Annotated in this window: 21 protein-coding genes; 8 read left to right on the forward strand and 13 right to left on the reverse strand. The window is 45.5% G+C overall.

Annotation, left to right across the window (positions count from 1 at the left end):
* Positions 1-158 precede the first annotated feature (158 nt).
* From QUA71_RS19500 to QUA71_RS19535, 8 genes are all read right to left on the reverse strand, one after another.
* Positions 159-746, reverse strand: a complete 588-nt coding sequence (locus QUA71_RS19500; protein WP_333287474.1) for an REP-associated tyrosine transposase — start codon at positions 744-746, stop codon at positions 159-161.
* 147 nt (positions 747-893) lie between these two features.
* Entirely contained in the window at positions 894-1343 is a 450-nt protein-coding gene (locus tag QUA71_RS19505; protein ID WP_333287476.1) for an EVE domain-containing protein, read from the reverse strand.
* A 5-nt stretch (positions 1344-1348) separates the two neighbouring features.
* Complete coding sequence (locus tag QUA71_RS19510) at positions 1349-1831, reverse strand: SRPBCC family protein (protein ID WP_333287478.1); 483 nt, start codon at positions 1829-1831, stop codon at positions 1349-1351.
* 59 nt (positions 1832-1890) lie between these two features.
* Positions 1891-4251 carry an FHA domain-containing protein gene (locus QUA71_RS19515; RefSeq protein ID WP_333287480.1) on the reverse strand — a complete coding sequence of 787 codons (2361 nt, stop codon included), beginning with the start codon at positions 4249-4251 and terminating at the stop codon, positions 1891-1893.
* A 77-nt stretch (positions 4252-4328) separates the two neighbouring features.
* Positions 4329-6179 (reverse strand): ABC-ATPase domain-containing protein, encoded by a 1851-nt coding sequence (locus QUA71_RS19520; protein ID WP_333287482.1) that lies wholly within the window; start codon positions 6177-6179, stop codon positions 4329-4331.
* A gap of 122 nt (positions 6180-6301) precedes the next feature.
* The gene (locus tag QUA71_RS19525; RefSeq protein ID WP_333287484.1) at positions 6302-7342 is read right to left on the reverse strand and encodes a M28 family peptidase; all 1041 of its coding nucleotides are present in this window, start codon (positions 7340-7342) and stop codon (positions 6302-6304) included.
* Positions 7343-7488: 146 nt separating this feature from the next.
* Positions 7489-7665, reverse strand: coding sequence for a hypothetical protein (locus QUA71_RS19530; RefSeq protein WP_190663867.1), 177 nt, complete (start codon positions 7663-7665; stop codon positions 7489-7491).
* A gap of 35 nt (positions 7666-7700) precedes the next feature.
* Positions 7701-8279 carry a hypothetical protein gene (locus QUA71_RS19535; protein WP_333287486.1) on the reverse strand — a complete coding sequence of 193 codons (579 nt, stop codon included), beginning with the start codon at positions 8277-8279 and terminating at the stop codon, positions 7701-7703.
* Positions 8280-8628: 349 nt separating this feature from the next.
* Here QUA71_RS19535 and QUA71_RS19540 point away from each other — a divergent pair, with 349 nt between their 5' ends.
* The 3 genes from QUA71_RS19540 to glgP all read left to right on the forward strand — a co-directional run bounded on the left by QUA71_RS19540 (position 8629) and on the right by glgP (position 14912).
* A complete protein-coding gene (locus QUA71_RS19540) occupies positions 8629-8931 on the forward strand; it encodes a hypothetical protein (RefSeq protein ID WP_333287488.1) in 303 nt (100 codons plus the stop codon).
* Positions 8932-9076: 145 nt separating this feature from the next.
* Positions 9077-11974 carry an EAL domain-containing protein gene (locus QUA71_RS19545; RefSeq protein WP_333287490.1) on the forward strand — a complete coding sequence of 966 codons (2898 nt, stop codon included), beginning with the start codon at positions 9077-9079 and terminating at the stop codon, positions 11972-11974.
* A gap of 379 nt (positions 11975-12353) precedes the next feature.
* Positions 12354-14912 carry an alpha-glucan family phosphorylase gene (gene glgP, locus QUA71_RS19550; RefSeq protein ID WP_333287541.1) on the forward strand — a complete coding sequence of 853 codons (2559 nt, stop codon included), beginning with the start codon at positions 12354-12356 and terminating at the stop codon, positions 14910-14912.
* 487 nt (positions 14913-15399) lie between these two features.
* Here the strand turns inward: glgP and QUA71_RS19555 are convergent, their stop codons facing one another.
* The 5 genes from QUA71_RS19555 to QUA71_RS19575 all read right to left on the reverse strand — a co-directional run bounded on the left by QUA71_RS19555 (position 15400) and on the right by QUA71_RS19575 (position 20142).
* On the reverse strand, positions 15400-15540 hold the full coding sequence (locus QUA71_RS19555) for a hypothetical protein (protein ID WP_333287492.1): 141 nt from the start codon (positions 15538-15540) through the stop codon (positions 15400-15402).
* Between the two features lie 50 nt (positions 15541-15590).
* Entirely contained in the window at positions 15591-17507 is a 1917-nt protein-coding gene (gene mnmG / locus QUA71_RS19560) for a tRNA uridine-5-carboxymethylaminomethyl(34) synthesis enzyme MnmG (RefSeq protein WP_333287494.1), read from the reverse strand.
* Positions 17508-17668: 161 nt separating this feature from the next.
* Entirely contained in the window at positions 17669-18373 is a 705-nt protein-coding gene (locus QUA71_RS19565) for a hypothetical protein (RefSeq protein ID WP_333287496.1), read from the reverse strand.
* Between the two features lie 120 nt (positions 18374-18493).
* Positions 18494-19036, reverse strand: a complete 543-nt coding sequence (gene rfbC / locus QUA71_RS19570) for a dTDP-4-dehydrorhamnose 3,5-epimerase (RefSeq protein WP_194009224.1) — start codon at positions 19034-19036, stop codon at positions 18494-18496.
* A gap of 2 nt (positions 19037-19038) precedes the next feature.
* A complete protein-coding gene (locus QUA71_RS19575; protein WP_333287498.1) occupies positions 19039-20142 on the reverse strand; it encodes an SDR family oxidoreductase in 1104 nt (367 codons plus the stop codon).
* Between the two features lie 610 nt (positions 20143-20752).
* Here QUA71_RS19575 and QUA71_RS19580 point away from each other — a divergent pair.
* The 5 genes from QUA71_RS19580 to QUA71_RS19600 all read left to right on the forward strand — a co-directional run bounded on the left by QUA71_RS19580 (position 20753) and on the right by QUA71_RS19600 (position 25569).
* Positions 20753-21082: a hypothetical protein gene (locus QUA71_RS19580; protein ID WP_333287500.1), complete on the forward strand. Its 330-nt coding sequence runs from the start codon at positions 20753-20755 to the stop codon at positions 21080-21082.
* A 198-nt stretch (positions 21083-21280) separates the two neighbouring features.
* On the forward strand, positions 21281-22810 hold the full coding sequence (psbB, locus tag QUA71_RS19585) for a photosystem II chlorophyll-binding protein CP47 (RefSeq protein WP_333287502.1): 1530 nt from the start codon (positions 21281-21283) through the stop codon (positions 22808-22810).
* Positions 22811-22953: 143 nt separating this feature from the next.
* Positions 22954-23049, forward strand: a complete 96-nt coding sequence (locus QUA71_RS19590; protein WP_006635641.1) for a photosystem II reaction center protein T — start codon at positions 22954-22956, stop codon at positions 23047-23049.
* Positions 23050-23243: 194 nt separating this feature from the next.
* Positions 23244-23801: a transcriptional regulator NrdR gene (nrdR, locus tag QUA71_RS19595; protein WP_333287543.1), complete on the forward strand. Its 558-nt coding sequence runs from the start codon at positions 23244-23246 to the stop codon at positions 23799-23801.
* A gap of 640 nt (positions 23802-24441) precedes the next feature.
* Entirely contained in the window at positions 24442-25569 is a 1128-nt protein-coding gene (locus QUA71_RS19600) for a 30S ribosomal protein S1 (RefSeq protein WP_333287504.1), read from the forward strand.
* The last annotated feature ends 391 nt before the right edge of the window (positions 25570-25960 follow it).

Below are 25960 nucleotides of genomic sequence, written 5' to 3' on the forward strand. Positions count from 1 at the left end.
GCATCTTGCCTGTGAAATCCTTGTGGCACAGGCATCTTGCCTGTGAAATCCTTGTGGCACAGGCATCTTGCCTGTGAAATCCTTGTGGCACAGGCATCTTGCCTGTGACTGAAGCTTGGGCGGGCAAGATGCCCACCCCACAAGAAATCCAGAAAAAGCTAAACTTCAGATATTTGCCAGAAAAAAGGATATTCCTCTGGAGTCACTGAAAGACCAGCTTTGACAGGATTTTGCCTAATATATTCCCAAAAAACCTGAAATTCTCGTTCATCTCGGACAATGTGGTCATGTCTCTCATCCTGCCAGACAGTACCAATATGCTTCATCACCTGGGGAATTTGCTTAGAACTGTAGCTTTTCATACTGTGCAGAATGCTGCTGAGCGACCAGAATTTATTATCCGACTTTGCTAAAGGCTGCATTAGCATATGCACATGATCGGGCATTACAACTAAGCAAAATATTTGATACCTTTGCCTATCAAAAAACTTGCAAGCATTTAGGACAACTTGTCTGGCTGCCGGAGTTAATTCAAGCTTTTCCCAAGTATTAAAAGTGATGAAATAGACCGCTCCTTCTAACTCCCAATGAGGTAAGTTTCTGTAAGTAACTTTTAATTGAGCCTCTCTGAGTTTAAGCGGCCGACTAAAAGCCTGTCCCAGAAAAAGCTGATATTGACCTGTGGGGTGGGCATCTTCCCCGCCCAAATCCTGATTGCTTCCCTGACTCAAATTTTCGCGAATCATATTACTAAGCAAAACCACAACTTAATCTAAAATAGCCTTCATCAGGCAAGATGCCCATACCCTTACAGCTCATTTTCCTAAAGTCTTTAAATTTTTGTGGGGTGGGCATCTTGCCTGCCCCAAATATGCCGCTTAAATTGCCACAGCTTACCTCATCTTCAAAATCTTCTGGGCTGCACTTTCAGATACCGGCATCACCGATAACCGATTGCCTTTCCTCACCAGCAAAATCTCATCAGCGCTAAACTTTTCTTTCAGTTCATCCAAAGATATTAATTTAGCAAACTCCTCAAGAAACTCCACTTTCACAGTTTGCCAGCGAGGGGCATTTAACTGCGATTTAGGATCATAATATTCGCTATTTATATCGAACTGAGTCGGGTCAGCCAGCCCAGTTTCAACGACGCGCATTAAGCCGACAATTCCCGGTGTTTGAGTATTAGAATGGTAAAAAAATACTAAATCTCCCCGACTCATTTCTCGCATAAAATTGCGCGCTTGATAGTTGCGAACGCCATCCCAAATCGAAGTGCAATCGTGCTTCAAATCCGCAATACTATAAACATCCGGTTCCGACTTCATTAGCCAATAATTCATACAATCTATTCGGTTGGGTTAGCCAAATATTCTTGAATATTATCTAAACACTGCTGCATAGCTTTTTGCATAAAAACCTGAATTAGCAACAACCCAAGCGGATAGAATACCGGAGAAGTCAGCATAAAATAAAACTCCCAATCAATCCGAGTTCCCTTTGCTGTAGCAGTGAAATTCCAATCTCCGCCACCAGACTCAATAAGTAGAGAAATCGGAAACTTAAACCCTCTAACCAGTCGGTAGGTTTGTCTTTCTGGCTTTTTGAAAGTAATGATTTCTTCATCAATCACCGAAGTGTCGGAATTTTCTATCCGCCGCACGCCGCCTTCACGCATCTCTCCACCATCTGCCATCTCAGCTTTAATAATTGCTGGAATTGGGCCATATCCGCGAAAGACTTTGGGCAGATTGGACAGGGAGGTAACAAAATCAAAGACTACTTCAGGCGATGCAGCGATTTCTACTAATGCGTTGGTTTTAACTAACATTTATTCCTCCCCCCATCTGATTTGATAATGAACTGTGAGTTAAAAGTCCGTAATGTTAATTATAAAATATCCTTCCGCTTCTGCAACCACAGAGTCAACATCAAATAAACGAAAATATGCACGCACAAAATACCCCAGTTTAAACCCAAATTCTCCCAGGTTGGATCGTAAACAGGAGTAGGCTCAAACGGCTGAGGAAGCGTACTCCCATCCGGTAATGTAGTAGGCGCGGGAACCATCCCATTCACATTAACTAAAGAGCCGTAAGCACCCACAGACCAGCGGCTTAACATCAGCCAAGAAAACTTGCTCGCCGCGCCTTCCATCTTAAACAAAACTCCCGAAAAAATAATCTGAGGCAGCAATAATAAAGGCAAAGCGCTATTAGCTTGAGAGCTATTTTTAACAATCGCGGAAACGACTAATCCGAGACTTATGCAGCTCATCAAAGTTAGGAATGTGGTAATAGTTGCCCCCATCGCCCAGGAAATTAAACTCGGTTCGGGGGATTTAAAAGCAATCAGAATAACTCCTACCATTAACAGTGTTTGCACTACTGCCAAACCAGAAAGTATAAAAATTTTTGAACCTAAATAAGCAAACAATCCTAAATTGACCAAACGTTCTCGCAAATAAATAGCAGATTCTTTGACAATTTCTTGCAGAGAAGTTGCCAGTCCCACCCAAATAGCCGCGCAGGTAAATACAAACAAAACTCTGAGCGCCAAAGGTGCTAAAGTTGCTTCGGGTGCGCCAATTAATGGGTCTTTATCTCTGACGGCTAGCCGCAGTAAACTAATGCCTATCGGCGCTGTTAAAAGAGCTAAACTCAAGTTAACTAAGTCGCGGGAGACGAGTTGAAAATATCGCTGAGCAAGCAAAACGAGTTGTTTTACAAAAGATTGAGATTTTGGTACAGAAGGTGCAGAAGGTATTTTTGCATTAGCGTTTCCTGTGCTGAAGTGGTTGACAATATAGCGCTGATAGTAGGGAGATTTATTAAACTTTTCTGCCCAGCTTTGAACGTTGATTTCTCCTGTTTCTAATTCGTTGTAAATGTCGGCAAAATCGCCTGTTTTGACATCGAAAAAATCGAGCGCTTCCCTGGGCGGGCCGAAGTAACAAAGGCGTCCGCCGCGACCCATAAAAACAATACGATCGCACATCGTGATATTTGCCGTCGCGTGAGTCACCAGAATCACCGTCCGGCCTTGATTTGCCAACTTTCGCAGCAGTTGCATCATCTTCTTATCCAAACCCGGATCGAGTCCTGAAGTCGGTTCGTCTAAAAAGAAAAGTTTCGGGTCTGCTAACAGTTCAACTCCGATGCTGACCCGCTTTCGCTGTCCGCCGCTAAGCTGTTTTACCAAAGCCTTGCGACGGTGAGTCATTTCAATATCTTCTAAAGTTTTTGCGACTACCTGCTTGACATCTGTATCGGGAGGTAAGCGCAATTTAGCTGCATAACTCAAGACTTCTTCTACTGTCAAATCTGCGTGCACAATATCATCTTGAGGCACGTAACCGATTTGATTGCGGTAAATATTGAAGTTTTGGCGCAGGTTGTCACCGTTGAGAAACACAGCGCCGTTAGTAGTTTTTTCGATGCCTAAAAGCGTCCGCATTAAAGTAGATTTACCCGCACCGCTACCGCCGACTAAAGCCACAAACTGCCCCGGTTCGATCGCCAAAGTGATGTTATCCAAACGCTTGGGAATCACCAGACTGTCAGCATCCAAACGAATTTGATGGCCCGAGTCTTGCATCTGCAACTCACCGCTGCGGTAAGTTAGAGTAAACGGGCCGATCCGAATTGCATCTCCCTCGGACAACTGTACAGAATTTGTCACTCGCTGACCGTTAACAAAAACCCCGTTAACGCTGTGGTCTCGCAAAATATAATTACCGCGACTGTCTTGGTCGATTGTCACATGGCGTCTAGAAACAAGCGGCGCATCTAATTGCAGCGAAGCGTTTGGATCGCGCCCCAACAAAACCGACCGATTCTTAAGAAGAATTGACTGCTTGCTAGGGACAGAAACCTGATTCGCCAGCGGATTAAAATAACTCAGCAAAACTTGATTTTGAGGATCGAGACCGATTTTAATTTCTGTGCCGTTTTTCAAACAATAACCGTCATTGGGAGTGATGCGAGTGCGATCGACAAATAAGCCATTAGTGCTAGGCCGCTGCCCGTCACCGTCGTAAATCCAGTAATTATCCCCCATTTGGCGCAAAACAGCGTGAACGCCCGAAACTGCCCGCCAGGGTTCGGGAATGGCTAAATCAGCACGAGTGCGATCGCGCCCCAATACGTGCTGCTGCTGTTTTAACTCTAACTGTAAAATTTCCCCTTGATTGCTTAATACTATATAAGGTCGATCGCTTAAAGCAGTCAGTTGTCCTATATTGCCTGTCATACTTCAATCGCGGTTTTGGCACTCACTTTCGCCAGCATATCAAAAGTAGGACAACAATACACTTATATTAAGCAAGTCTACTTAGCAACAACCGACAAACTGCGAAGCCGATTAATTGCCGCCGCCAATTCAAACCGTCGAAACATGGCAAAATCCCCTTCAGGAAAAGGCGATAAAATATCCATCCCCTGCGCGTCAATATCTGCCATCACCAAATCTATAATTTCCGACAAAGTGCGTTTCCCGTCCATGTATTGCTGCTTAGCATAAACCATTGCCGCAGCGATCGCCCTTAACTGTCCGCTGTCCACAATTTGCTCAACAGCACCCAAATCAATCTCCTCAGTTCCGAAAGCCAATTCATCAGCATCCCGCACCTTCACCCGCACATCTCGCCGTCCCCGACTCGGATCTAAACTAGCAGGAATCGGCACTCTTTGAGTAATCTCACCAAAATTTTCTCCCCCTTCAGCAGCGCGGCTAATCGAGTAATTTTTAGCAATCTCTTTAGCTTTTTCCGTCACATTATATGCTTGAAAATTCTCCATTGCCATCACAGTATCCGCCAAATCAAAATAATCGCCACTTCCCCCCATGACTAAAATAGTCGATACGCCATAATCCACATACAATTGTTTAACTTTATCAATAAACGGCGTAATCGGTTCCTTATCCTTAGCGATGAGTTCCTGCATTCGGCGATCGCGAATCATAAAATTCGTCGCCGCCGTATCCTCATCAACTAATAAAACAGGCACTAAATCCCCTTCTGAAATAGCAACTAATTGCGTCTCTAAAACCAAAGACTGAGCTTCTTCCTTCTTCCCTCTTCCTTCTTCCTTCTTCCCTCTTCCTTCTTCCTTCTTCTTTTTCCCCACTTCCAAAGCCTCAATAATATTAGCAGCTTGCGACGTGCTACCGCTCGCATTTTCAGTATAAAATTGTGAAGTATCTCTACCTTGTGGCAAGTGGTTAATAAAAGGCGAAATATCAACTCCCGCCACACTTCTCCCATCTTCCGCCCTAATTTTAACCGCCGCCGGATTAGCCACCACAAATTCCCTACCATCTCCAGGAATTCGGTTGTAAACTCCCAACTCAATCGCCCTGAGTAAAGTTGATTTGCCGTGATAGCCCCCGCCAACAATCAAAGTAATGCCAGCGGGAATACCCATACCGGAAATCCAACCGCGATTCGGACAATTCAACTCAACTTTTAACGACGGCGGCGACTGAAAAGCCACAGCATTATTTAACAAAGGCCTGTTGTCAACACCACTGCGGCGGGGTAAAATAGAACCATCAGCAACAAACGCAACTAATCCGTTTTCAGCTAACTGCTGCCGCAGCCAGTCAGCATCTTCTACAGTTTCAACGTGACGGCGACATTCCGCAGCATTTAAGTGAGAATATTTGAGAGAATTGCTGACAATTTCCGGGATATCTTCGCACAGCATTTCAGCAGCTTGTCGCCCTAAAATACTGCGCCCGCCCGCTGGAAGTCCGACGGCAAATCGCAGTTCAACTCCTCCTAAATCTCCGATATCTGATCTAGGTGAGGAAATGATAAATGCGGAAGTTCGCTCTAAAACTTCTTGTCCCAACCGAGTCACTGCAATCATACCGCTTTTCCCAGTGCCACGTTTGCTGCTGATGCTGTGTGCTGCTTTGTCAAACTGGCGAGTTAGGTAATCTCGCAAGGCTATTTCTCGACTGCGAGAGTTGAAAAGTTCGCGGGGAATTTGAGCCATGTTTGGCGGAACTCTGACTCTAAATTTACTGGGAGAAGCAAACGGATCTCCCTGCACGTAATCAATAATTAATGTGAATTCACAAAAGTCGTAATTACCTTGAATGTCTTTGTAGGCTTTGTAGCCTCGATTGTCTAGTTGCAGTAAATGCCGTTGCAGGGTTTCTTTGTTAGTCATTAGTCATTAGTCATTAGTTGGCAGTTGGCAGTTGGCAGTATCAATAACAGTCATCATGCCCAATGCCCCATGCCCGATGCCCCATCCGCAATTCCCAATTCCCCATGCTCAATTCCCAATTACTAATTACCTAAGTCCAATAATTTAGCCACGGCATTAACAACAATTTGAGCAGAACCGACGAAAAAAGGTCGATCGATAGTTGCTAATGTATCGCTAGATTGGTGATAGTGGGGCGATCGCAAATTTGCAGTATCCGTCACCAACACAGCACCAATTCCTTTATACCAGAAAGGCGCGTGGTCGCTCCGCAAAACATCGGGAGTCAGCAACCCTTTCAGGGGAACCGGCAGCGCCACCACAGGCGGCAAATCGGCTTTTCCAGACTCCGCAAAACTTTTCAATAGCAGCGGATGTTCCGCATCCCCAATCACAGCGATAAACTCGCCTTTGTCGGGAGAAGTTACCCCCGATGCTTCTAGAAAAGGTTGCGCTGTCAATCCTTCGGGATATTGCTGGCATCCGGGCGTGCGGCAGGCATAACCTACCATATCTAGGACGATCGCTCCCTGCAAATTTTTTAACCGCGCGTCGCTACCTGTAAAGGCTAAACTGCCTAAAAGTCCGAGTTCTTCCCTGTCGAAAAATGCTACTTGCAATGTCCGAGGCGTGGGGCGAGAACCCAGCAATCTTGCTACTTCTAAAACTACTGCAACTCCCGTCGCATTGTCGTCAGCGCCCGGGGAGTTTGGTACAGTATCGTAGTGTGCTGCGACTAAAATTGCACCGGCGTTTGAGTCAGTACCTTTTCTCTCAGCGAAGACATTGATTCCGCGATCGAACGGCTGCAACTCTGCGGAAAATCCTAATGTTTGCAATTGCTGGGAAATGTAGTCTCTCGTAAAAGAGCGAGATTGTTCTCCATCCCGTTCTCCTGCTAAACTATCGACGTGTTTCCACAAGCGCGACGGGTCAATTTTGGGCTGAAAAAAAGTATTTTTTTCAGCAGGAAGCGGTAAGGGAGACGGCTTTTGGGAAGTGTGGATATTGCGATCGATCCCTAATTCGGGTACACCCGACAACCGCTGCCACGAGTCAGAACGCCAACCCACAGCCGCCACCGCAACTAGAATAAATAGCGCTATCCAAATCAATTTTTTCATCAGTAAGTCTATTTGAGATTTTAGACAGGGCTTACGCACTCCTCCCTCTCATCAACCGTTTTTTTGAGCAGGAGAGAGGACTGCAACGAAGTCTTTTCGTACAAGCCGGTTTATCTGTCTAGGAGTGTTAGATTTTAGATTTTATCTTAATACCCGAGTTCAAAATAAACCTGTTTCCAAAAATGAAACTCAAAACTCTTAATATTAGCTGTGGATGAGGCAGTTTTGTGCTTTTTTTTACCTACTAATAAACCAGGTAAAATTATTTGAATGTCGCCGTCAAAGGTTTCTTGCTTATTCGAGTATTCGACGGCGACATTCACCTTAATAATTTACCTTTAACCTTCACAACTCAAAACTACTTTTTTTCCCACTCAATCTCCTTATTCTCCAAAATCAAGCCACTGCTGCTGGGAAAAGCATAAGGAATAGTTTTTGCCGAAAATTCAACTATTTGAGTTGGTTGTTGAAACCACTCGGAATAACTCGGGTTGAGTTGGTCGTACAGTGCTTTCAAAGCTTGGATTTCTGTCTCTAGCTGCGCTGCTGCTTGATTGATTCTGCGAGCTTGTGCTTGCAAGCGTTTTTCCCCGGTTTGAACGTTGTTTTCTACTTCTTGCCAGTGCTGTCCGGCAACCAATTTTTCTAGTTCACCTTGTTTGTAATTGAGTAAAGCCTGTTTTTGTTCCAGTTGCTTTTCAATATTTTTAGTCTCTCGGTCAATTTCCTGGACTTGCTGCAACCACTGCTCCCCAAAAGCAGCAGTTTGCTGGTGGAACTCAGCAATGGCTTCAGGAGTATTATTTTTGGGAAAACTGACTGCCACTCGGCACTCAGAGCGCTGTACGCCAAGTTTTTCCCGCGACTCTTGCAGGGTGGCAACTTCTGCTTGCAGCGCGCGGACTTCTTTTTGGAGTTCTGGGATGGTCTGACTCATGGGTTCAATTAGTGGACCTCTGCATCGATTTTAAGCTAATTGTTTATTTTTCTAACAAATCCCGGTCGCCTCTTTGCGGGAATTATCTAATTTTAGCGCGCTCTCACCCGGTGTCTAGGCAGAATGACGGATAATTTGTGGCACAATGGCTGATGACATATTTTAAATTAAGATTAAAATTATAATTATAATTAGTTATAAAGCTAAATTATTAGCTTAGGAGAATTTTATTTACAAATCCACCTAAATTAATGTTAGCTGGGTTTTCCTAGGATAAAGCAAGTTCTGCTAAAATTTTTAACATTTCTGCTTGCCAGGAAGAATTTATTTAAAATTAGGGAAGAGACAAATGAAAAGAATTTTTCAATTAGTATTGAAATATTTAACGGTGGCTATTTTTCCTGTGGAATGTGGCATTAATCCAAAAAAATTACAGGCAAGTGTAGGGGATGGATCTGGCAGTCGCCCTGTACAAAGAATTTTGGTTGCGTCTCAGAAACATAGCTATTTGCGATCGGCATCTCACCCCCTTAGCTCTGCAAGCGCCGCATTATTTTTGGATAAATTATCCCAAATGGAGTCCGTAAAATTACCGACCTACCATTATATACATTTTCAGGAAACTTCAAAAAAAAACCTAATATTAGGTTAAGACTAATTTCTTATTATCGGGTTTTTATTTCTTTATTAATCTCATTATTGATCGGGGTAAAACAGTAAATAGCTTATCCAAGACGATGAGGTTAATCAAGGCGCAGTCTGAAACAGAGAATGACAAGCTACCAAAAGGAGAAAAAGTGTTGCATCCAAAAAAAGAACAGGATATCTGGGATACTATTGCCCAAATGACCCAAGATTTGCAGCAAACTGCCGAATATGCCCTGGATATTTGCGAGGAAATGAACGTCTCAATAATTGCGACTACCCCGGGCGGTCATATCCTGTCGTTAAACCAAGCTACCTGTCAAATTTTGGGATACTCTAAAAAAGAGTTGTTAGGGAAACCAATAGACGAACTTTTTAAGAAAACTGAATTACCACCACCCGAGTTAGACTTAGCCAGTTTAGCAGCCGAAGGTTCTGTCCGCAACGTCGAAAAAGTCTACCTTTCTAAACAGCGAAAAAAAATAATTGTACTGCTTTCTATTTCAATTATTCGCGACGGTCAAGGCAAGGTCAGCGGCAAGTTATACATAGCACAAGATATTACTGATAGCAAGCGGGCTGAAATAAATTTGCGGCGCAGTGAAAAAAAGTTTCGGCAACTGATAGAAACTGTGAATGCTGTGGCATTTATCTATCACCGCCGACAGTTGCGCTATGTCAATGCTCAGACAGAAGCTCTGACAGGATATACTCGCGAAGAATTGCTAGCATTGGATTTATACGACTTAATCCATCGAGATTTTCTAGAAATAGTTAAAGAATGGGGTAAATCCAGCCACGCGCGCTCAAGTGCCGGCTCAAAATATGAAATAATAATTCTCACGAAAACCGGAGAAATGCGCTGGATTGAAGCAACTGTAGATATTATTAAATTTGAGAGAAAAGCGTCAATATTAATCACAGCTTTTGACATCAGCGAGCGCAAATTAGCAGAGTTAGAACTAGAAACATCTCTTTCGTTGCTTCAAGCAACCATTGAATCTACTGCTGACGGTATTCTGGCGGTTGACAGTACAGGAAAAGTTCTTACCTTTAACCGCAAGTTTGCCGAAATGTGGCAGTTGCCGGCTTTCCTGCTGGATTCGAGAGATAACAATCTAATTTGGGGGTTTGGAATCAACCAGTTAAAATACCCGGAAATATTTCTCAACCGCGCTAAAGAATTGTCCGATCGCCCCGCAGCAGAAAGTTACGATATCATAGAGTTTACAGATGGCAGAATCTTGGAGCGCTACTCGCTGCCACAGCGCACCGGAGGCAAAATTACTGGTCGGGTATTCAGCTTTCGGGATGTAACGGAACGGGTGCAATCCGAAGAAAAACTACGCAAAAGCGAAGAACGCTTTCATTTGCTGACGCGGGCGACAAATGATGCCGTATGGGATTTTGATTTATTAAAAAATGAGTATTGGTTAAGCGAAGAATTTGAAAAAGTTTTTGGATACAAACTCAATGAAACTCAGACGATAGGATTAGAATCTTGGTGGCTAAATATTCATCCTGAAGAACGGGAAAGAGTGATGTTAAGCTTCAACGAAGCAATGAATTCAAACGCTCAATGTTGGTCGGAAGAATACAGCTTTCACCGTGCAGATGGGGGATATATTTTTGTGCTAGATCGCGGCTATATCATCCGTAATGAAAGTGGCAAAGCAGTAAGGGCGATCGGCACTATGATGGACATCACTCAGCGCAAGCAAGCTGAAGAAATTATTCGCTATCAAGCTGTTTATGACCAACTCACAGGTTTACCGAACCGGATACTTTTTAACGAGCGGCTGCTGGCGTCATTAAGAGAAGCTAAAAAAACAAAAAAAATGCTAGCAGTGATGTTTTTAGACTTGGACAGGTTCAAAAAGATTAATGATACACTAGGTCACGCTGCGGGCGATCGCCTGTTAGAAGGTTTTGCCGGACGCATCAGCGACAGTTTGCGATCGACTGATACGGTAGCCCGCTGGGGAGGCGACGAATTTACCATACTGCTTCCCGAGATCAATTGCTTAGAAGATGCAGTTAAAACAGCTCAAAGAATATTCAACAATTTAAAGCCACCATTTAAACTAGAAGGACAACCGTTTCACGTCAGCAGCAGCATCGGCATTGCCCTTTATCCCGATGACGGTGAAGATGCCGAAACTTTAGTCAAAAATGCCGATGCTGCCTTGTACCGCGCTAAAGAAATGGGAAGAAATAACTATCAGTTATATACTTCAACGATTAATCCCCAAGACAGCCAGTTACTAACTATAGAACACAGGCTGCACGAGGCTTTAGAACAGGGAGAATTTGAGGTTTTCTACCAGCCAAAAGTCAACATTACTACTTGGAAAATTCAGGGCATGGAAGCCCTGCTGCGCTGGCAACATCCACAATTAGGTTTAGTTACTCCCGCTACATTTATTCCGATCGCCGAAGAGAACGGGCTCATTGTAGCTATTGGGGAATGGGTGCTGCAAACAGCCTGCACTCAAAATAAAGCTTGGCAGGATGCTTTGCAGCCAGATTTGCGGGTAGCAGTCAACGTTTCGGCTCGGCAGTTCCAGCAATTTAATTTATTAGAAATGGTAGCGAAATGCTTGGAAAAAAGCGGTTTAGCACCCAAGTATTTAGAGTTAGAAATTACCGAGACTACAGCCATGCAAGATTTGGATTATACCACAAAAGTTCTCAGGGAGTTGCAGAACATGGGAGTGCAGATTGTGCTGGACGATTTCGGCACGGGTTATTGTTCTCTAAATTATCTCAAAAAGTTTCCCTTGAATATCTTAAAAATAGATAAATCCTTTGTCAGCGGACTGACGACCGATCCGTGCGAACGGGCGATCGCCAAGGCTGTAGCGACGCTGGGGCGAGATTTGAACTTGAGCGTAGTAGCCGAAGGAGTAGAAACTAAAGAGCAGTTGGAGTGTTTGCGCGAACTCCACTGTCAAGAAATTCAGGGTTATTATTTCAGCCCTGCCCTCTCGGCTGGCGATGCTAGCAAACTGTTGGTAAATTCTCAGTTGAGTAAAGTGAAAATTGCTTAATTAGTCATTAGTTATTAGTTATGGTTCTTGACCGCGAATCTTAGTCTCGCGACTTATTTTCCTCCGCTACACCCCCAACATCATCACTGCTAAAGCGCTGCGGCGGGCCTAAGTTGTCGGGCAATTCGTTAAGATTCTTGCCCCAAGGGTGATACAGCGCTTTAACTTGAGAAATTTTCAGCTCACGGGCATCAAGTCCTAAATCCCGCCACCGCAGTTAAAAGCTTAGCTAGGTTAGGGACACGGCACGGCTTCGTGTGCTTAATGATGGTCATCGCGATCGCCCCCGCTTGTTAAAACTTAAAATAGTGTGCAGAATAACCCACTTGCGGCTAAAGACAGAGGAAAATATCGCTACTCCAACATAAAGGCTTTGTCTATGCAGCCGATTCGCACATTTAACGTTTCCCCCTCGCTACCGACAATTCTCGAACCCCTACGCAAGCTTGCCTACAACTTGCACTGGGATTGGAATGTTGATACTAAAGACCTTTTCCGCCGCCTCGATCGAGACCTGTGGGACTCCAGCAACCAAAACCCGGTGCTGATGCTCGGAACCATATCTCAAGAGCGACTGCAAGAAATGGCAGAAGACGAAGGCTTCATTGCCCAAATGAACCGAGCAGCCCAGCAGTTAGACGATTATCTCAAAAATCGCGCCTGGTACCGCAAACAGCGCGGCACCGAGCAGCAAGAATGCTACGCTTACTTTTCGATGGAATTCGGCTTGGTTAAAGCCCTACCAATCTATTCGGGCGGTTTGGGCGTGCTCGCAGGCGACCACCTCAAATCAGCTAGCGATTTGGGCTTGCCCTTAGTCGGTGTCGGCCTGCTCTACCAAGAAGGTTATTTTTCGCAGTATCTCAACGCCGACGGCTGGCAGCAAGAACGCTATCCGCTCAATGATTTCTACAATATGCCGCTGCACCCAGAACGCAATCCCGACGGTTCGGAATTGCGGATTGAGGTAGACTATCCCGGCCGCAAGGTGTATGCCCGGATTTGGCGGGTACAAGTGGGTACGGTTCCTTTGTACCTGATGGATACAAATATTGCACCTAACAGCCCCTACGACCAAGATATTACCGACCAACTCTACGGCGGCGATAAAACTCTGCGGATGCACCAAGAAATCATGCTGGGCATCGGCGGCGTAAAAATGCTCAAGGCCCTGGGGCTGACAGTTACGGCTTATCACATGAATGAAGGCCACGCGGCTTTCATGGCTTTGGAACGGATACGGATGCTGATGGAGGAATATCACCTGAGTTTCGTAGAAGCGGAACAGGTGGTGGTTTCGAGCAGTATGTTTACGACTCACACGCCGGTGCCTGCTGGGTTTGACTTGTTCGAGCCGGATATGGTGATGCACTATCTGAGTCATTATGCCAAGATATTTGGCTTGTCGCAAAATGAGTTTTTGGGATTGGGCCGCGAGAATACTGGCGATTTGTCCGCACCTCTAAATATGGCAATTTTGGCAATTAAAATGTCGAGTTTTGTCAACGGGGTGGCGGCTTTGCACGGTGTGGTGTCGCGCCCGATGTTTCAGGGTTTGTGGCCGGGTTTGCCGCAGGAAGAAGTGCCGATTACTTCGATTACCAACGGCGTGCACGCTCGCAGTTGTGTGGCGAAGTCAACTCAGGAGTTGTACGATCGCTACCTCGGCCCCGATTGGGAAATGACTCGCAAGGACGATCGTCTCTGGGACAGGATGTCGTCGATTCCTGATGAGGAACTATGGCGCAATCACGAACGCTGTCGCTCGGAGTTGGTGGTGTTCGCCCGGGAGTGGCTGCAAAAGACTTTGCGCGAGCGCGGTGCGGCCCAAACGGAAATCGAACACGCGCGGGAGGCTCTCAATCCGAAGGTGCTGACGATCGGGTTTGCCCGCCGCTTTGCTACTTACAAGCGGGCGACGCTGTTTTTGCGCGATGTCGATCGAATCATGCGGATCATGCGCGATCAAAATCGCCCGGTGCAGTTTGTGATTGCTGGGAAGGCTCACCCGATGGATATTCCGGGTAAGGAATTGATTCGGGATATCGTTCACTTCATCCGCGAGCACGAGACGATGAGCTCGATGGTGTTTTTACCGAACTACGACATTAACGTTGCTCGGATGATGGTTTCTGGCTGCGATGTGTGGCTGAATACGCCGCGCCGCCCCCGGGAAGCTTCCGGGACTTCGGGGATGAAAGCTTCGATGAACGGTTTGCCGAATCTCAGCATCCTCGACGGATGGTGGGATGAAGCTGATTATGTTCGTACCGGTTGGCCGATCGGACATGGGGAGTTTTACGAAGATACTAAGTATCAGGATGAGGTCGAGGCGAATGCTTTGTACGACTTGATGGAAAAGGAAGTTGTACCTCTATTTTACAACCGGGATGCTGATGGAATTCCCCGCGGTTGGACGGCGAAAATGAAGGATTCGATTCGCTTGAATTGTCCTTTCTTCAATACTGCTCGGATGGTGAAGGATTACGCGCGGCGGGCTTATTTCCCGGTGAGCGATCGATTCTTCACGATGACTTCGGATAATTGTGCTCCCGCCAAGGAGTTGTCTCACTGGAAGAAGCAGGTTCTCGCGAAGTGGAAGGATATTAAGATTGAGGCTGTTGATATTTCCCAGGATAAGGAAGTTAAGGTCAATCAGTCGATCTCTGTTAAATCTCGGATTAATCTGATGGGATTGACGCCTGCAGACGTGCAAGTTGAACTTTATCAAGGTTCGGTTGATGCTAACGGAGATATTGTCGGCGGCGTGCCGGTGGTGATGGAGTATTTGGGAGAAGATGCTAACAATGCTAGCCTTTATACGGCTGACATTACTTATACTTCTAGTGGTTTGCAAGGTTTGTCGTTGCGGGTTTTGCCGAAGCACGATAATCTCAGCAGTCCTTATGAAGCTGGCGTGATTCTCTGGGCACATTAAAGGAAGGAAGAGGGAAGAAGGAAGAAGGAAGAGGGAAGAAGGGCACGGATACACGGATGAATTTAACTGTGTTTCCCAATTCTCCCCCTCTCCCCCTCTCCCTCTGGCTGTCTCCTCGTCTCTCTCGCACTCTTTATGGAAGTTGGGGAATGACTATGTAGCCGATTGTGCAACGATCGCCCAATACCACATTCCGCTCTATTTCCTAGTACCACCAGTGAGCCCGTATATAAGCGTACAGCAAGGCATCTAGCTGGTCTTCTAAGGCTTTGAGGGTAGCAACACTGGTCGGGATTTCGGGGAGATTTGAACCACCGATGAACGCTGATTCTTATGCAGGATGTTTGCGAAATTCAGAGTGGGTTGGAGGATCGAGCGATATCTACAATAGACTGGCAGAATTTCATCAATTAGAGTTGACATTCTGCCAGTTTTTCTTTTTTGTGGCGTTGCTGAATACAGGTATAAATTGAAGATTTCGGAATTTTTATAAGCCCAGTCGGGTGAGTTTTCTAACTTCCGATAAAAGTTGATTCATACCGTGAATCAGCAAAGCCCAAAATTTATATCCATCACTATGAAAGCCGCCGAGCAAAATAGTCATGCCACAATAGTCACACTTTTTCACACTGCTATTTCATAAAATTCAAGGGAGCCTTGAGACACCTCTAGTTTAGGTTATTTTCCCACACCCGCTGGCTGCTGACGGTTTCGCACTTCCAGAAAAATCAACAAAGCATTAACATCAGCCGGATTTACCCCACCAATTCTGGCAGCTTGGCCAATCGTCAGCGGTTTCACCTTAGCCAACTTTTCCCGCGATTCTTTGGAGAGAGTTGTAATTGCCATGTAATCCAAATCTGGCGGCAATTGTCGGCGTTCGTGTTTGGCAATGTCATCGATTTGATTTTGCTGTCTTTGCAGGTAGCCGGAATATTTGATGTCAATTTCTGCACCATCTTTCTCAGCCAACTTCAGACTAGAATTGCCTAAATTGTAGCGTTCCAAATCCACATAATGAAAACCAGGACGACGCAACAAATCAGCGAGAGTAATTGAACCTTTAATCACTTGTTGAGTATCAGCCAAAATTGCCTTGCCAACTTCCTCGTGCTCTTTCACCCGCGTCGAGTACAAGCGTTCCTTCTCTGCCACAATATTAGCTTGTTTGCGATCGAACAACTTCCAGCGGCGATCGTCAATCAAACCAATTTCCCGTCCCAGCGGCGTCAAGCGTTGGTCAGCATTGTCCGATCGCAATAATAGCCGGTATTCCGATCGCGAAGTCAACATCCGGTAAGGTTCCCGCAAATCCTTCGTACACAAATCATCGATCAAAGTGCCGATATAACTTTGCTCGCGAGGAAACACAATCATCTCCTGATTTTTCGCAAACCGAGCTGCATTAATCCCCGCCACAATCCCCTGTGCAGCCGCCTCCTCATATCCCGTTGTACCGTTCACCTGACCCGCGCAAAACAGCCCTTCTATCTTCTTAGTCATCAGCGTTGGAAAGCACTGAGTAGCCGGCAAATAATCGTACTCCACAGCATAAGCAGGGCGCATCATCTCGCACTTTTCCAAACCCGGAAGAGTCCGCAGCATTTGCAATTGCAAATTTTCCGGTAAACCCGTAGAAAATCCTTGGATATAAAGTTCAGGAATATCTCTACCTTCGGGTTCAATAAAAATCTGGTGACTTTCCTTATCCGCAAACCGCACAATCTTATCTTCAATACTCGGACAATAGCGCGGCCCCTTCGCATCAACCCAGCCGCCGTAGACTGGAGAAAGATGCAAATTGTCTCTAATTAACTGATGAGTAGCTGGCGTAGTTCGAGTTAAATAACAAGACATTTGTTCCCGTTCGATCCAAACTTCTGGATCGAAACTAAACCAGCGAACCTCTGCATCTCCCGGCTGCGGTTCCAGGTTGGTATAATCCAGAGTACGCTTGTCAACTCTTGCGGGAGTTCCTGTTTTTAACCTCCCTGTTTCAAAGCCCAAACGATTAAGAGTTTCCGTCAAGCCAACGGCGGCAAATTCTCCGGCGCGTCCGGCGGGCATTGACTTATTACCTACCCAAATTGTGCCACCTAAAAAAGTGCCTGTGGTCAGAATGACTGCTTTACATTCAAAAGCGACGCCGAAGTATGTTTCTACTCCGATTACTTCTTCGTTTTTGCCCAAAACTAAGTCTGTTACCATCGCTTCGCGGATGGTCAAATTCTCTTGATTTTCGACAATATTATTCATTACAGCGGCGTATTCCCGCTTGTCAGTTTGTGCTCGCAGCGCCCACACTGCGGGACCTCGTGAAGAGTTGAGGACGCGCTTTTGTAAGTAGGTGCGATCGGCCATTTTGCCAATTTCCCCGCCTAACGCATCAACTTCGTTAGTGAGTTGGGTTTTAGCCGGGCCGCCGACAGCCGGATTGCAAGGTTGCCACGCAATTTTGTCGATGTTGAGGGTGAGGAGAAGGGTGCGACAGCCGAGGCGAGAAGTGGCGAGGGCTGCTTCGCAGCCGGAGTGTCCGCCACCTACTACGATGATGTCAAAGCTGTCTTGGAATTGTACTGTGGTTTGTGCGGTCATGGCTGAGTCAACAGAAGCGCCGGCGAGAGACGCGATTTTAATCTTTATGTTTAGTTTAACCTAAGTTCAAGGTTCAAAGCGAAAAAAGGTTCTATAAGCCTGATATATCAAAGCCCCTAGTTTTTGGAGATGTCCATAGACATATCCGCTATCCTATTCAACTAAATTGGATGAAATTCATGCGCCATCCAAATGCAGTCTGTATCAGAATAATACTGATGCCACGGATAAACAAATTGAGCGTCCTCTCCTACACTAGCAAAAGGAATATGAGTTTCACCTGGACTCATAATTACATCTTGGTCGAGAGTATTGAAGTCATTTTTACGAAATTTTTGCATTCTTCCCACACCATAAATTTGAGTGTGAATTTCTAAAATTTCTGGCTCAGTATGATGCTTATGAATTGTGCAATTCGTTTTGGCTGGAGCAAACCACCAAGTTACTTTGACTAGGTAGTCTCTTTTCTTGTAGTCTTCAGGTTGCTCAGACATCCCAGTGACAAAGTATGGATCAAAACTGACTATTCCTAGGTCATATTGGGGAGATTTATACAATGGCACATTTTTTGGAAAATCAGCGATTTGCCCGAGTTGATTCCATTCAGGTTCTAAAGCTATGGTCTCGATATTGGTTTTATCTCCTAGTTCGATGAGGAGTAAAGAGTCACCCTTGATGATGGTAACTTCTTTAAGAATAGTTGAAGTTCTCGGATGCAAATATTTTTCTGCTAACCCTAAAATCTGCGCTTTTTCATTGCCCAAATTGACAACTATTGTCTGATTTTGAATATAATAGTTGTCAATATGCCTTAGCCATGTGGTTGGCAGATATTTTTCAAAAAACCTGATCCGTTCTTCAATCATTGATACCACCTTTCTCTAGTTGAGAGTTTGAAATGAACGTATCTTTATACGGGACTAATTTCTTGTATTATACGGCAATCAGTGGATTATCTGCTGTACAATACCTGTCAACATGATAGCCTATGGTTCAGAAAACCCTGTCACAAATTGCCAAGCTGTATCTTTTTCAGAAATTTCTGTAACGTCTATCGGCCATTTAATACCTAACCTAGGGTCGTCATAACGCACACCTCGTTCACATTCTGGTGTGTAAAATTGTCCTACTTGAAACATCACCTCCGCCCCGTCTGTGAGTGCCTGGTAGCCGTTAGCAACCATTTCCGGGATGTATAATGCTCGCCGATTTGTTGCCGTCAGTTCTAGCCCTATGTGGCACAGATAGGTAGGAGACTCAGGACGCAGATCAACGATAACGTCATAGATTGCCCCTTGGATACAACGGATTACTTTGTTATCAGTCGCTGGAGCAATTTGGTAATGCAGACCCCGCAGCGTGCCTTTTTTATGGTTGAAAGATAGGTTGCACTGTACAGCTCTTGGGTTTAATCCCTGAACCTCAAATTCATTAGCACAGAATGTCCGAGCAAAAAAGCCTCTTCGATCAGCTCGTTCTTCTAAGTCAATAATCAAAGCACCTTTGATACTGGTTTCTGTAAATTGCATAACTAATTCCAAAAAAAATTTTTGTCAATTTGTTGAGTGCGAATCAAATACTCCAACTGTTTCAGACGAGTAAAGCCTCTAAATAAAAAAAGCTCTTTAGATAGATCAATCTGCGTGAAGAGATTCCAAAGTTGCTGTGTCCCCTGTCTGGGGTTCCACTCACATTGAAATCCAGGCAATTTTTGATTAATTTTATCAAAAGAAACTCGATAGTTACGATTATCGGAGCCGGCGCCACCAAAACTTATCTTGCAACCAGTGAAGGTTTCAGATACAAGTTCAGCAATGGTTTTGATTTGATAATTATTATCGGTACTACCCACATTAAAAATCTGGTTGTGAATGCATTCCTGCGGTGCTTCTAATGTGCAAACAATTGCTTTGCAAATATCAAGAACATGAACTAATGGACGCCAGGAAGTACCTTGGCTGGTCATTCTGATTTCTTTGGTCGTCCACGCTAACCCTGCTAGGTTGTTTAAAACAATATCAAAGCGCATCCTGGGAGAAGCACCAAAAGCTGTGGCATTTCGCAGAAACGTTGGGGAAAAACTTTCATCAGCCATTAGCTGCATATCTTGCTCAACCATTGTTTTACATTTGGCATAAACTGTCTGAGGATTAACAGAAGAACTTTCTGTTATCTCCGTTTCAGTGGTAACACCATAAACACTGCATGAAGATAGGTAGACAAAGCGACGTACTCCGGCTGCCTTCGCTAATTTAGCTAAGTAAACTGAACCTTTATAATTAATATCATAACTAATATTGGGGCATAGCTCCCCTATTGGATCGTTGGATAGTTCAGCCAAATGTACGACAGCTTCTGCTCCTTGTAAGTCTTCTTTAGTGATGTTTCGGATATCTTTGTTCAGAGTTTTAGGAGTCTGTTGAGTGCCATTATAGAGCCAAGCTACTTTATAAAATCCTGTATCTATTCCCATAACTTTGTACCCTTTTTGCATCAAGAGCGGAGCCAAAAGCGAACCAATATAGCCTTCATTTCCGGTTACTATTACTTGCATAAATTTACCAATTATTCTAATAAAGATTAGCACTTTTTTACAATTCTTTAATTTAAAAGTTAGCTCTTCTACATTTTTCATTTAGGAAAAGTAAGTTTATAGCTGTCCTAGGGGTGGTCATCAAACAATTGTCAATTTAGTTTATTATTAATCTAGTGGGTTAACTCCACAAATTCGATGAGTGGGCAAATATTCTTGATATGGACAGTTATACACACAAAGTTGAGGAAAGTAATACCAGCGACGAGTCGGATAGGGTATCACTGCCAGCGAGGCGATCGAAAAACATTTACGGTTTTTTTGGTGTACAGTCTGCGACTTATTAGCATATTGTATGCATATTGTATAGAAGCTCACTGTCACTTTGATTGGATACAAGCATCGTACAGCTTGCTGCGTACATTGTCAATTTAATTTATGAAGATGTATAATAAAACAGTTTCTCTAATTTTGAGCATAAATTTACATAAATTTATATAAAATTTGATCGGTGAAAATGGCTTCTATAGCTTAAACGAAATTGGCTTTTCAGACTGCTAGCAGAGTAACTACTTCTTCTGTGCTCTTTCTTGGCGTCCTAGCGCTGGCGCGCGGCGAAAGCCTAAAGCGTCTTTCATAGGTTCAAGAATTCGGCACTCTTGCAGTTTTGCGCTACGCTAAACAACAAAATCTCAACAAGCGTACACAGCAAATGAAATATTTCTTCTTATCCGACGGCTGGGAAGTTGGGCGCGTCTGGGGAGTCGGCGGCGAGTGGACTTACGCCGCTTGGAGACGCCACCCCGACATCCAACAGCTCAACCTCTGTCTTGTCGATCGCAACGAAAAAATGTGGCTCTACCGCGTAGAAGACGCCGTACTCATGGTAGAAGTCCAACCAGCAGTCCGTCCCGATCCCGCCGATCCCGCCAAAAATATCGGCAACGTCACCCTCACCAGACTGATCGATGCCGAGCAAGTCCTCGAACGCCTCGGGACGATCGCCGCGCGCTGCGAAATGGGCAACCCACAACTAATGTAATGCCCAACATATTGCAATCGGTTCTAACACTCGATACACTTCTTTAAATAACTTTCATTTTTATGCCTCCACCTTTGAAGGTAGATGGCAGTCGGCAAAAGGCAGAGTTTAAACCCTGCAGGTAACTGCTGGGGATTGAGAATCTGATTTTTCCGTAAAAATAGACATCATCACTTACACCTTGGAGAACCGCAGTCAATGGGACTACCCTGGTATCGCGTACACACAGTCGTCTTAAATGACCCAGGCCGATTGATTTCTGTACACTTAATGCACACAGCCCTCGTGGCAGGTTGGGCCGGCTCAATGGCCCTTTATGAACTAGCAGTTTTTGATCCGACAGACCCAGTTCTGAACCCAATGTGGCGTCAAGGGATGTTCGTGTTGCCCTTCATGACTCGCTTGGGAGTTACGGGTTCTTGGGGCGGTTGGAGCATCACGGGCGAAGGTAACGTCGATCCGGGCTTCTGGTCCTTTGAAGGCGTGGCCGCCGCTCACATCGTCCTCTCGGGCCTGCTGTTCTTAGCAGCAGTTTGGCACTGGGTATTTTGGGACTTAGAACTTTTCAGAGACCCTCGCACCGGTGAACCAGCCCTCGACTTGCCAAAAATGTTTGGCATTCACCTGTTCCTCTCCGGCTTGCTCTGCTTCGGCTTCGGTGCATTTCACCTTTCGGGACTTTTTGGCCCGGGAATGTGGGTGTCCGACCCTTACGGCCTGACCGGTCACGTGCAGCCAGTGGCGCCTTCTTGGGGCCCTGAAGGCTTCGACCCGTATAATCCGGGCGGCATCGTGGCTCACCACATTGCAGCGGGCGTAGTCGGCGTAATTGCCGGTTTGTTCCACTTGACAGTGCGGCCGCCAGAACGTCTTTACAAAGCCCTGCGGATGGGGAATATCGAAACTGTACTTTCTAGCAGTATCGCTGCCGTGTTCTTCGCAGCCTTTGTGGTTGCGGGTACGATGTGGTACGGTTCTGCTGCTACTCCGATCGAACTTTTTGGCCCGACTCGCTATCAGTGGGACAGCGGCTATTTCGGACAAGAAATCGATCGCAGAGCTCAAGCTAGCTTGGCCGGGGGCCAAAGCTTCCAAGAAGCTTACGAACAAATTCCCGAAAAATTGGCTTTCTACGACTACGTGGGCAACTCTCCTGCTAAAGGCGGTTTGTTCCGCGCCGGCGCGATGGTCAACGGCGACGGTATTGCTAAATCTTGGCTGGGCCATCCAGTATTTACTGATAGCGAAGGTCGGGTATTGTCGGTTCGCCGCCTCCCCAACTTCTTTGAAACTTTCCCAGTAATTTTGACGGACAAAGATGGGGTCGTTCGCGCTGACATCCCCTTCCGCCGTGCTGAATCAAAATACAGCTTTGAACAAAGCGGAGTTACCGTCAGCTTCTACGGTGGCGAACTTAACGGTCAAACATTTGATAATCCTCAGGATGTTAAAAAGTTTGCTCGCGATGCTCAAAAAGGTGAAGTGTTTGAATTCGATCGTGAAACCTTGAACTCTGACGGGGTGTTCCGCACTTCGACTCGCGGTTGGTTCACTTTCGGCCACGTTTGCTTTGCTTTGCTATTCTTCTTCGGCCATATCTGGCACGGTTCTCGGACTATTTTCCGCGATGTGTTTGCTGGAGTTGAGGCTGACTTGGAAGAACAAGTCGAGTGGGGCCTGTTCCAAAAGGTGGGCGACGTAACCACAAGAAGAGAAGAATCTATCTAGATTTCGCCAGCCTCTGGGTACGTGGGAAACTTCCCCGCTACACAAAAACCCGGTTTCTTGAAGAAACCGGGTTTTTTTAGTTAATAATAAAACCAACAATTAAGATAAAATAATACGGCAAGGGAAGATAGGGAAAATTTAACATGGAAAGTGTTGCTTACATTTTGATTCTGGCTTTAGCCATAGGCGTACTATTTTTTGCGATCGCCTTTCGGGAACCTCCCCGGATTGGCAAATAATTAGCTATACGCCTCCAGCAAGTCCAAAATATCTTGAACCGGACTGCGGTTAGCCCGCATCATAGGAATCTAATTTGATGCGGGACTATTTCACCGCTGTGTGCTAAGTGATTTTTCTTGTCCAGCCATTCATCAGACCCCAGGCGGTTAGATGAATGGCAATTTGCTGGCAACGCCTGTTAAAATCAGCAATCATGCGCTGTACCTCCTGCCAACACACAAATAGCCGCGTTCTAGAATCGCGTTCAGCCGAATCAGGTCAAAGCATCCGTCGGCGGCGCGAGTGTTTGAGCTGCCAGCACCGCTTCACAACTTACGAACGCATAGAATTTGTGCCGATTACGGTGATCAAGCGGGACGGCAAGCGCGAATCTTTTGACAGGTCAAAATTAGTCAGGGGATTGATTCGGGCCTGCGAAAAAACCGGTTTGTCTTCCGGGCATCTCGAAACTCTGGCCGAAGAAATCGAGGCCCAACTCCAAGGTCGATCGCTCCGAGAAATCGCCAGCTCAGAAATAGGGGAACTGGTGCTGTTGCACCTGCGGCCGCTCAGCGAAGTCGCTTATGTCCGTTTTGCCTCAGTATATCGGCAATTTCGAGGCATCCGAGATTTTGTAGATACCCTAAATCACCTTCAGAATCCCCTCAACGAAGCTGAAGATGCAGAAACTAGACCGAATTTTGACGCAGATTTGCCGGATTCGGAATCAGTCGATCGAGAAAGCCCAGCATCCTGCGCTAGTCCCAGCTAAGCTCGCTTAAATTAATTTATAGAAATATTCGCTTGAGATTGAAAACCGTGTCGCGAGGAAGGCCCGGAGGAATAGCGACTCAAGGGACTCTCATTCGAGCGAGTGTTCTTTTTTCTCAGTAAGAGTGCTGGGTGTGATATGATCGTCATCGGTCTAAAATAGAGTATAACTAGACAACGTAAAAACTTAACTGGATTAGTTGAGTGCGTAGTCACACCTAACGGTGTTGCAGTTTAGGAAAGCTCGGATTTGAACAAAACCTAACTAAAGATCGGTGACTAATTAAATACGGTAGGGCATACCGAAATTTACGCTTCTGGAGAAACCGACCTCTACTTAGACTGGAGTCATCCTGTCGCCAGCAAGTCGGCTCGTTGAATGAAGAATCTCAGTTTATTTATACCTGAGAGTGTCAAAATAGTCTACTTGACTCGGAATGTTAAGATTAAACGTTTTAACACAGAGTATGGAGTAACAGTAATGGCAAGCGCTGGTGTGCAGTTGCACCCGGCAAAAGTTAGCAAAAACTGACTTTAGTAAAAGATTTGGAAAAAAGTTAATCGCTTTTTCACCAACATCTCTAATATCTGCCGGCACAAACGAAAAACATGAAGGAGAGAAATCCTAGGAAACTATTCGCATGGTCAATCTCAAAACCACAGTCAAAGACATCGGCTTTACTCACGAAGATTTTGCAGCCCTACTTGATAAATATGACTATCACTTTAGCCCGGGCGATGTAGTAGCGGGTACAGTTTTTAGTATAGAACCGAGGGGCGCTCTGATTGATATCGGTGCTAAAACAGCAGCGTACATTCCCATTCAGGAAATGTCGATCAATCGAGTCGAAACCCCTGAAGAGGTATTGCAATCAAACGAAACTAGAGAATTTTTCATCCTCACCGATGAAAATGAAGACGGACAATTAACCCTGTCCATCCGGCGCATCGAGTATATGCGGGCGTGGGAAAGAGTGCGACAACTGCAAGCAGAAGATGCCACAGTACGATCGCAAGTATTTGCCACCAACCGTGGCGGCGCACTCGTGAGAATAGAAGGCTTGCGAGGCTTTATTCCCGGTTCTCATATAAGTACCCGCAAACCGAAGGAAGAATTAGTCGCCGAAGAATTACCATTAAAATTCTTAGAGGTAGACGAAGACCGCAACCGCCTAGTGTTGAGTCATCGTCGCGCCTTAGTTGAGCGCAAGATGAACCGCCTCGAAGTCGGGGAAGTCGTCATCGGTACAGTACGCGGTATCAAGCCTTACGGTGCCTTTATCGACATCGGCGGCGTCAGCGGCTTGCTGCACATCTCGGAAATTTCACACGATCACATCGATACGCCTCATAGCGTCTTCAATGTCAACGACGAAGTGAAAGTGATGATCATTGACTTGGATGCCGAGAGGGGCCGGATTTCTCTCTCCACCAAGCAGTTGGAACCGGAACCGGGCGCGATGGTCAAAAATCGCGAATTGGTGTACGAAAAAGCTGAGGAAATGGCAGCTAAGTTCCGGGAGAAAATGCTCGCTCAAAAGCAAGCTAAAGCAGGCATAGACGTTCCTGTAGACTCAACTGATGCTGATGATGACTTCTCCGATGAACTCGAAGATGTGCCCTCAGCAATGGAAGAGGATCTGCCGGAAGTAGCACCCGAAGTAGCACCCGAAGCAGCACCTGAAGCAGCACCCGAAGCAGCACCCGAAGCAGCACCCGAAGCAGTATTAGATGTAGAGGAAGAAATCCCTCCTGCGACGGAAGAATAATATCGTAGTTAGTGTGATTAAAAGAGGGAAAATTCCCTCTTTTTTTTTTGAGTTAGTCATGAATTATTATATCAATTCCGGTTGCACCGGAATCATTGTTGACTGTTGACTGTTGACTGTTGACTGTTGACCGAAAGCATCCAGGATACAAGCCCCTAGATTCATCCGTGGAGAAATAAAAAACGTGTCTCCGATAAACAAGTCCCCGAATTTATCCGTGGGCTCAATGCTTCAATTCTTTAATCTTTAATCTTTAATCTTTAATCTAAAATCGATTGACTGTTGACCCAAAGCATTCAGGATACAAGCCCCTGGATTCATCCGTGGAGAAATAAAAAACGTGTCTCCGATAAACAAGTCCCCGAATTTATCCGTGGGCTCAATGCTTCAA

Origin of the sequence: Microcoleus sp. MON1_C5, from assembly GCF_036701875.1 — a bacterium.
In the GTDB taxonomy this organism is placed as follows: Bacteria; Cyanobacteriota; Cyanobacteriia; order Cyanobacteriales; family Microcoleaceae; genus Microcoleus.

What these genes read in the sequence shown, in the direction of transcription:
- QUA71_RS19520 (WP_333287482.1), bottom strand. Translation starts at nt 6,179, where the DNA reads ATGACTAACAAAGAAACCCTGCAACGGCATTTACTGCAACTAGACAAT.
- QUA71_RS19590 (WP_006635641.1), top strand. Translation starts at nt 22,954, where the DNA reads ATGGAAAGTGTTGCTTACATTTTGATTCTGGCTTTAGCCATAGGCGTA.
- QUA71_RS19540 (WP_333287488.1), top strand. Translation starts at nt 8,629, where the DNA reads ATGAAAAGAATTTTTCAATTAGTATTGAAATATTTAACGGTGGCTATT.
- QUA71_RS19500 (WP_333287474.1), bottom strand. Translation starts at nt 746, where the DNA reads ATGATTCGCGAAAATTTGAGTCAGGGAAGCAATCAGGATTTGGGCGGG.
- QUA71_RS19505 (WP_333287476.1), bottom strand. Translation starts at nt 1,343, where the DNA reads ATGAATTATTGGCTAATGAAGTCGGAACCGGATGTTTATAGTATTGCG.
- nrdR (WP_333287543.1), top strand. Translation starts at nt 23,244, where the DNA reads ATGCGCTGTACCTCCTGCCAACACACAAATAGCCGCGTTCTAGAATCG.
- rfbC (WP_194009224.1), bottom strand. Translation starts at nt 19,036, where the DNA reads ATGCAATTTACAGAAACCAGTATCAAAGGTGCTTTGATTATTGACTTA.
- QUA71_RS19535 (WP_333287486.1), bottom strand. Translation starts at nt 8,279, where the DNA reads ATGAGTCAGACCATCCCAGAACTCCAAAAAGAAGTCCGCGCGCTGCAA.
- QUA71_RS19510 (WP_333287478.1), bottom strand. Translation starts at nt 1,831, where the DNA reads ATGTTAGTTAAAACCAACGCATTAGTAGAAATCGCTGCATCGCCTGAA.
- QUA71_RS19565 (WP_333287496.1), bottom strand. Translation starts at nt 18,373, where the DNA reads ATGATTGAAGAACGGATCAGGTTTTTTGAAAAATATCTGCCAACCACA.
- glgP (WP_333287541.1), top strand. Translation starts at nt 12,354, where the DNA reads ATGCAGCCGATTCGCACATTTAACGTTTCCCCCTCGCTACCGACAATT.
- QUA71_RS19580 (WP_333287500.1), top strand. Translation starts at nt 20,753, where the DNA reads ATGAAATATTTCTTCTTATCCGACGGCTGGGAAGTTGGGCGCGTCTGG.
- QUA71_RS19575 (WP_333287498.1), bottom strand. Translation starts at nt 20,142, where the DNA reads ATGAAAAATGTAGAAGAGCTAACTTTTAAATTAAAGAATTGTAAAAAA.
- psbB (WP_333287502.1), top strand. Translation starts at nt 21,281, where the DNA reads ATGGGACTACCCTGGTATCGCGTACACACAGTCGTCTTAAATGACCCA.
- mnmG (WP_333287494.1), bottom strand. Translation starts at nt 17,507, where the DNA reads ATGACCGCACAAACCACAGTACAATTCCAAGACAGCTTTGACATCATC.
- QUA71_RS19525 (WP_333287484.1), bottom strand. Translation starts at nt 7,342, where the DNA reads ATGAAAAAATTGATTTGGATAGCGCTATTTATTCTAGTTGCGGTGGCG.
- QUA71_RS19600 (WP_333287504.1), top strand. Translation starts at nt 24,442, where the DNA reads ATGGTCAATCTCAAAACCACAGTCAAAGACATCGGCTTTACTCACGAA.
- QUA71_RS19515 (WP_333287480.1), bottom strand. Translation starts at nt 4,251, where the DNA reads ATGACAGGCAATATAGGACAACTGACTGCTTTAAGCGATCGACCTTAT.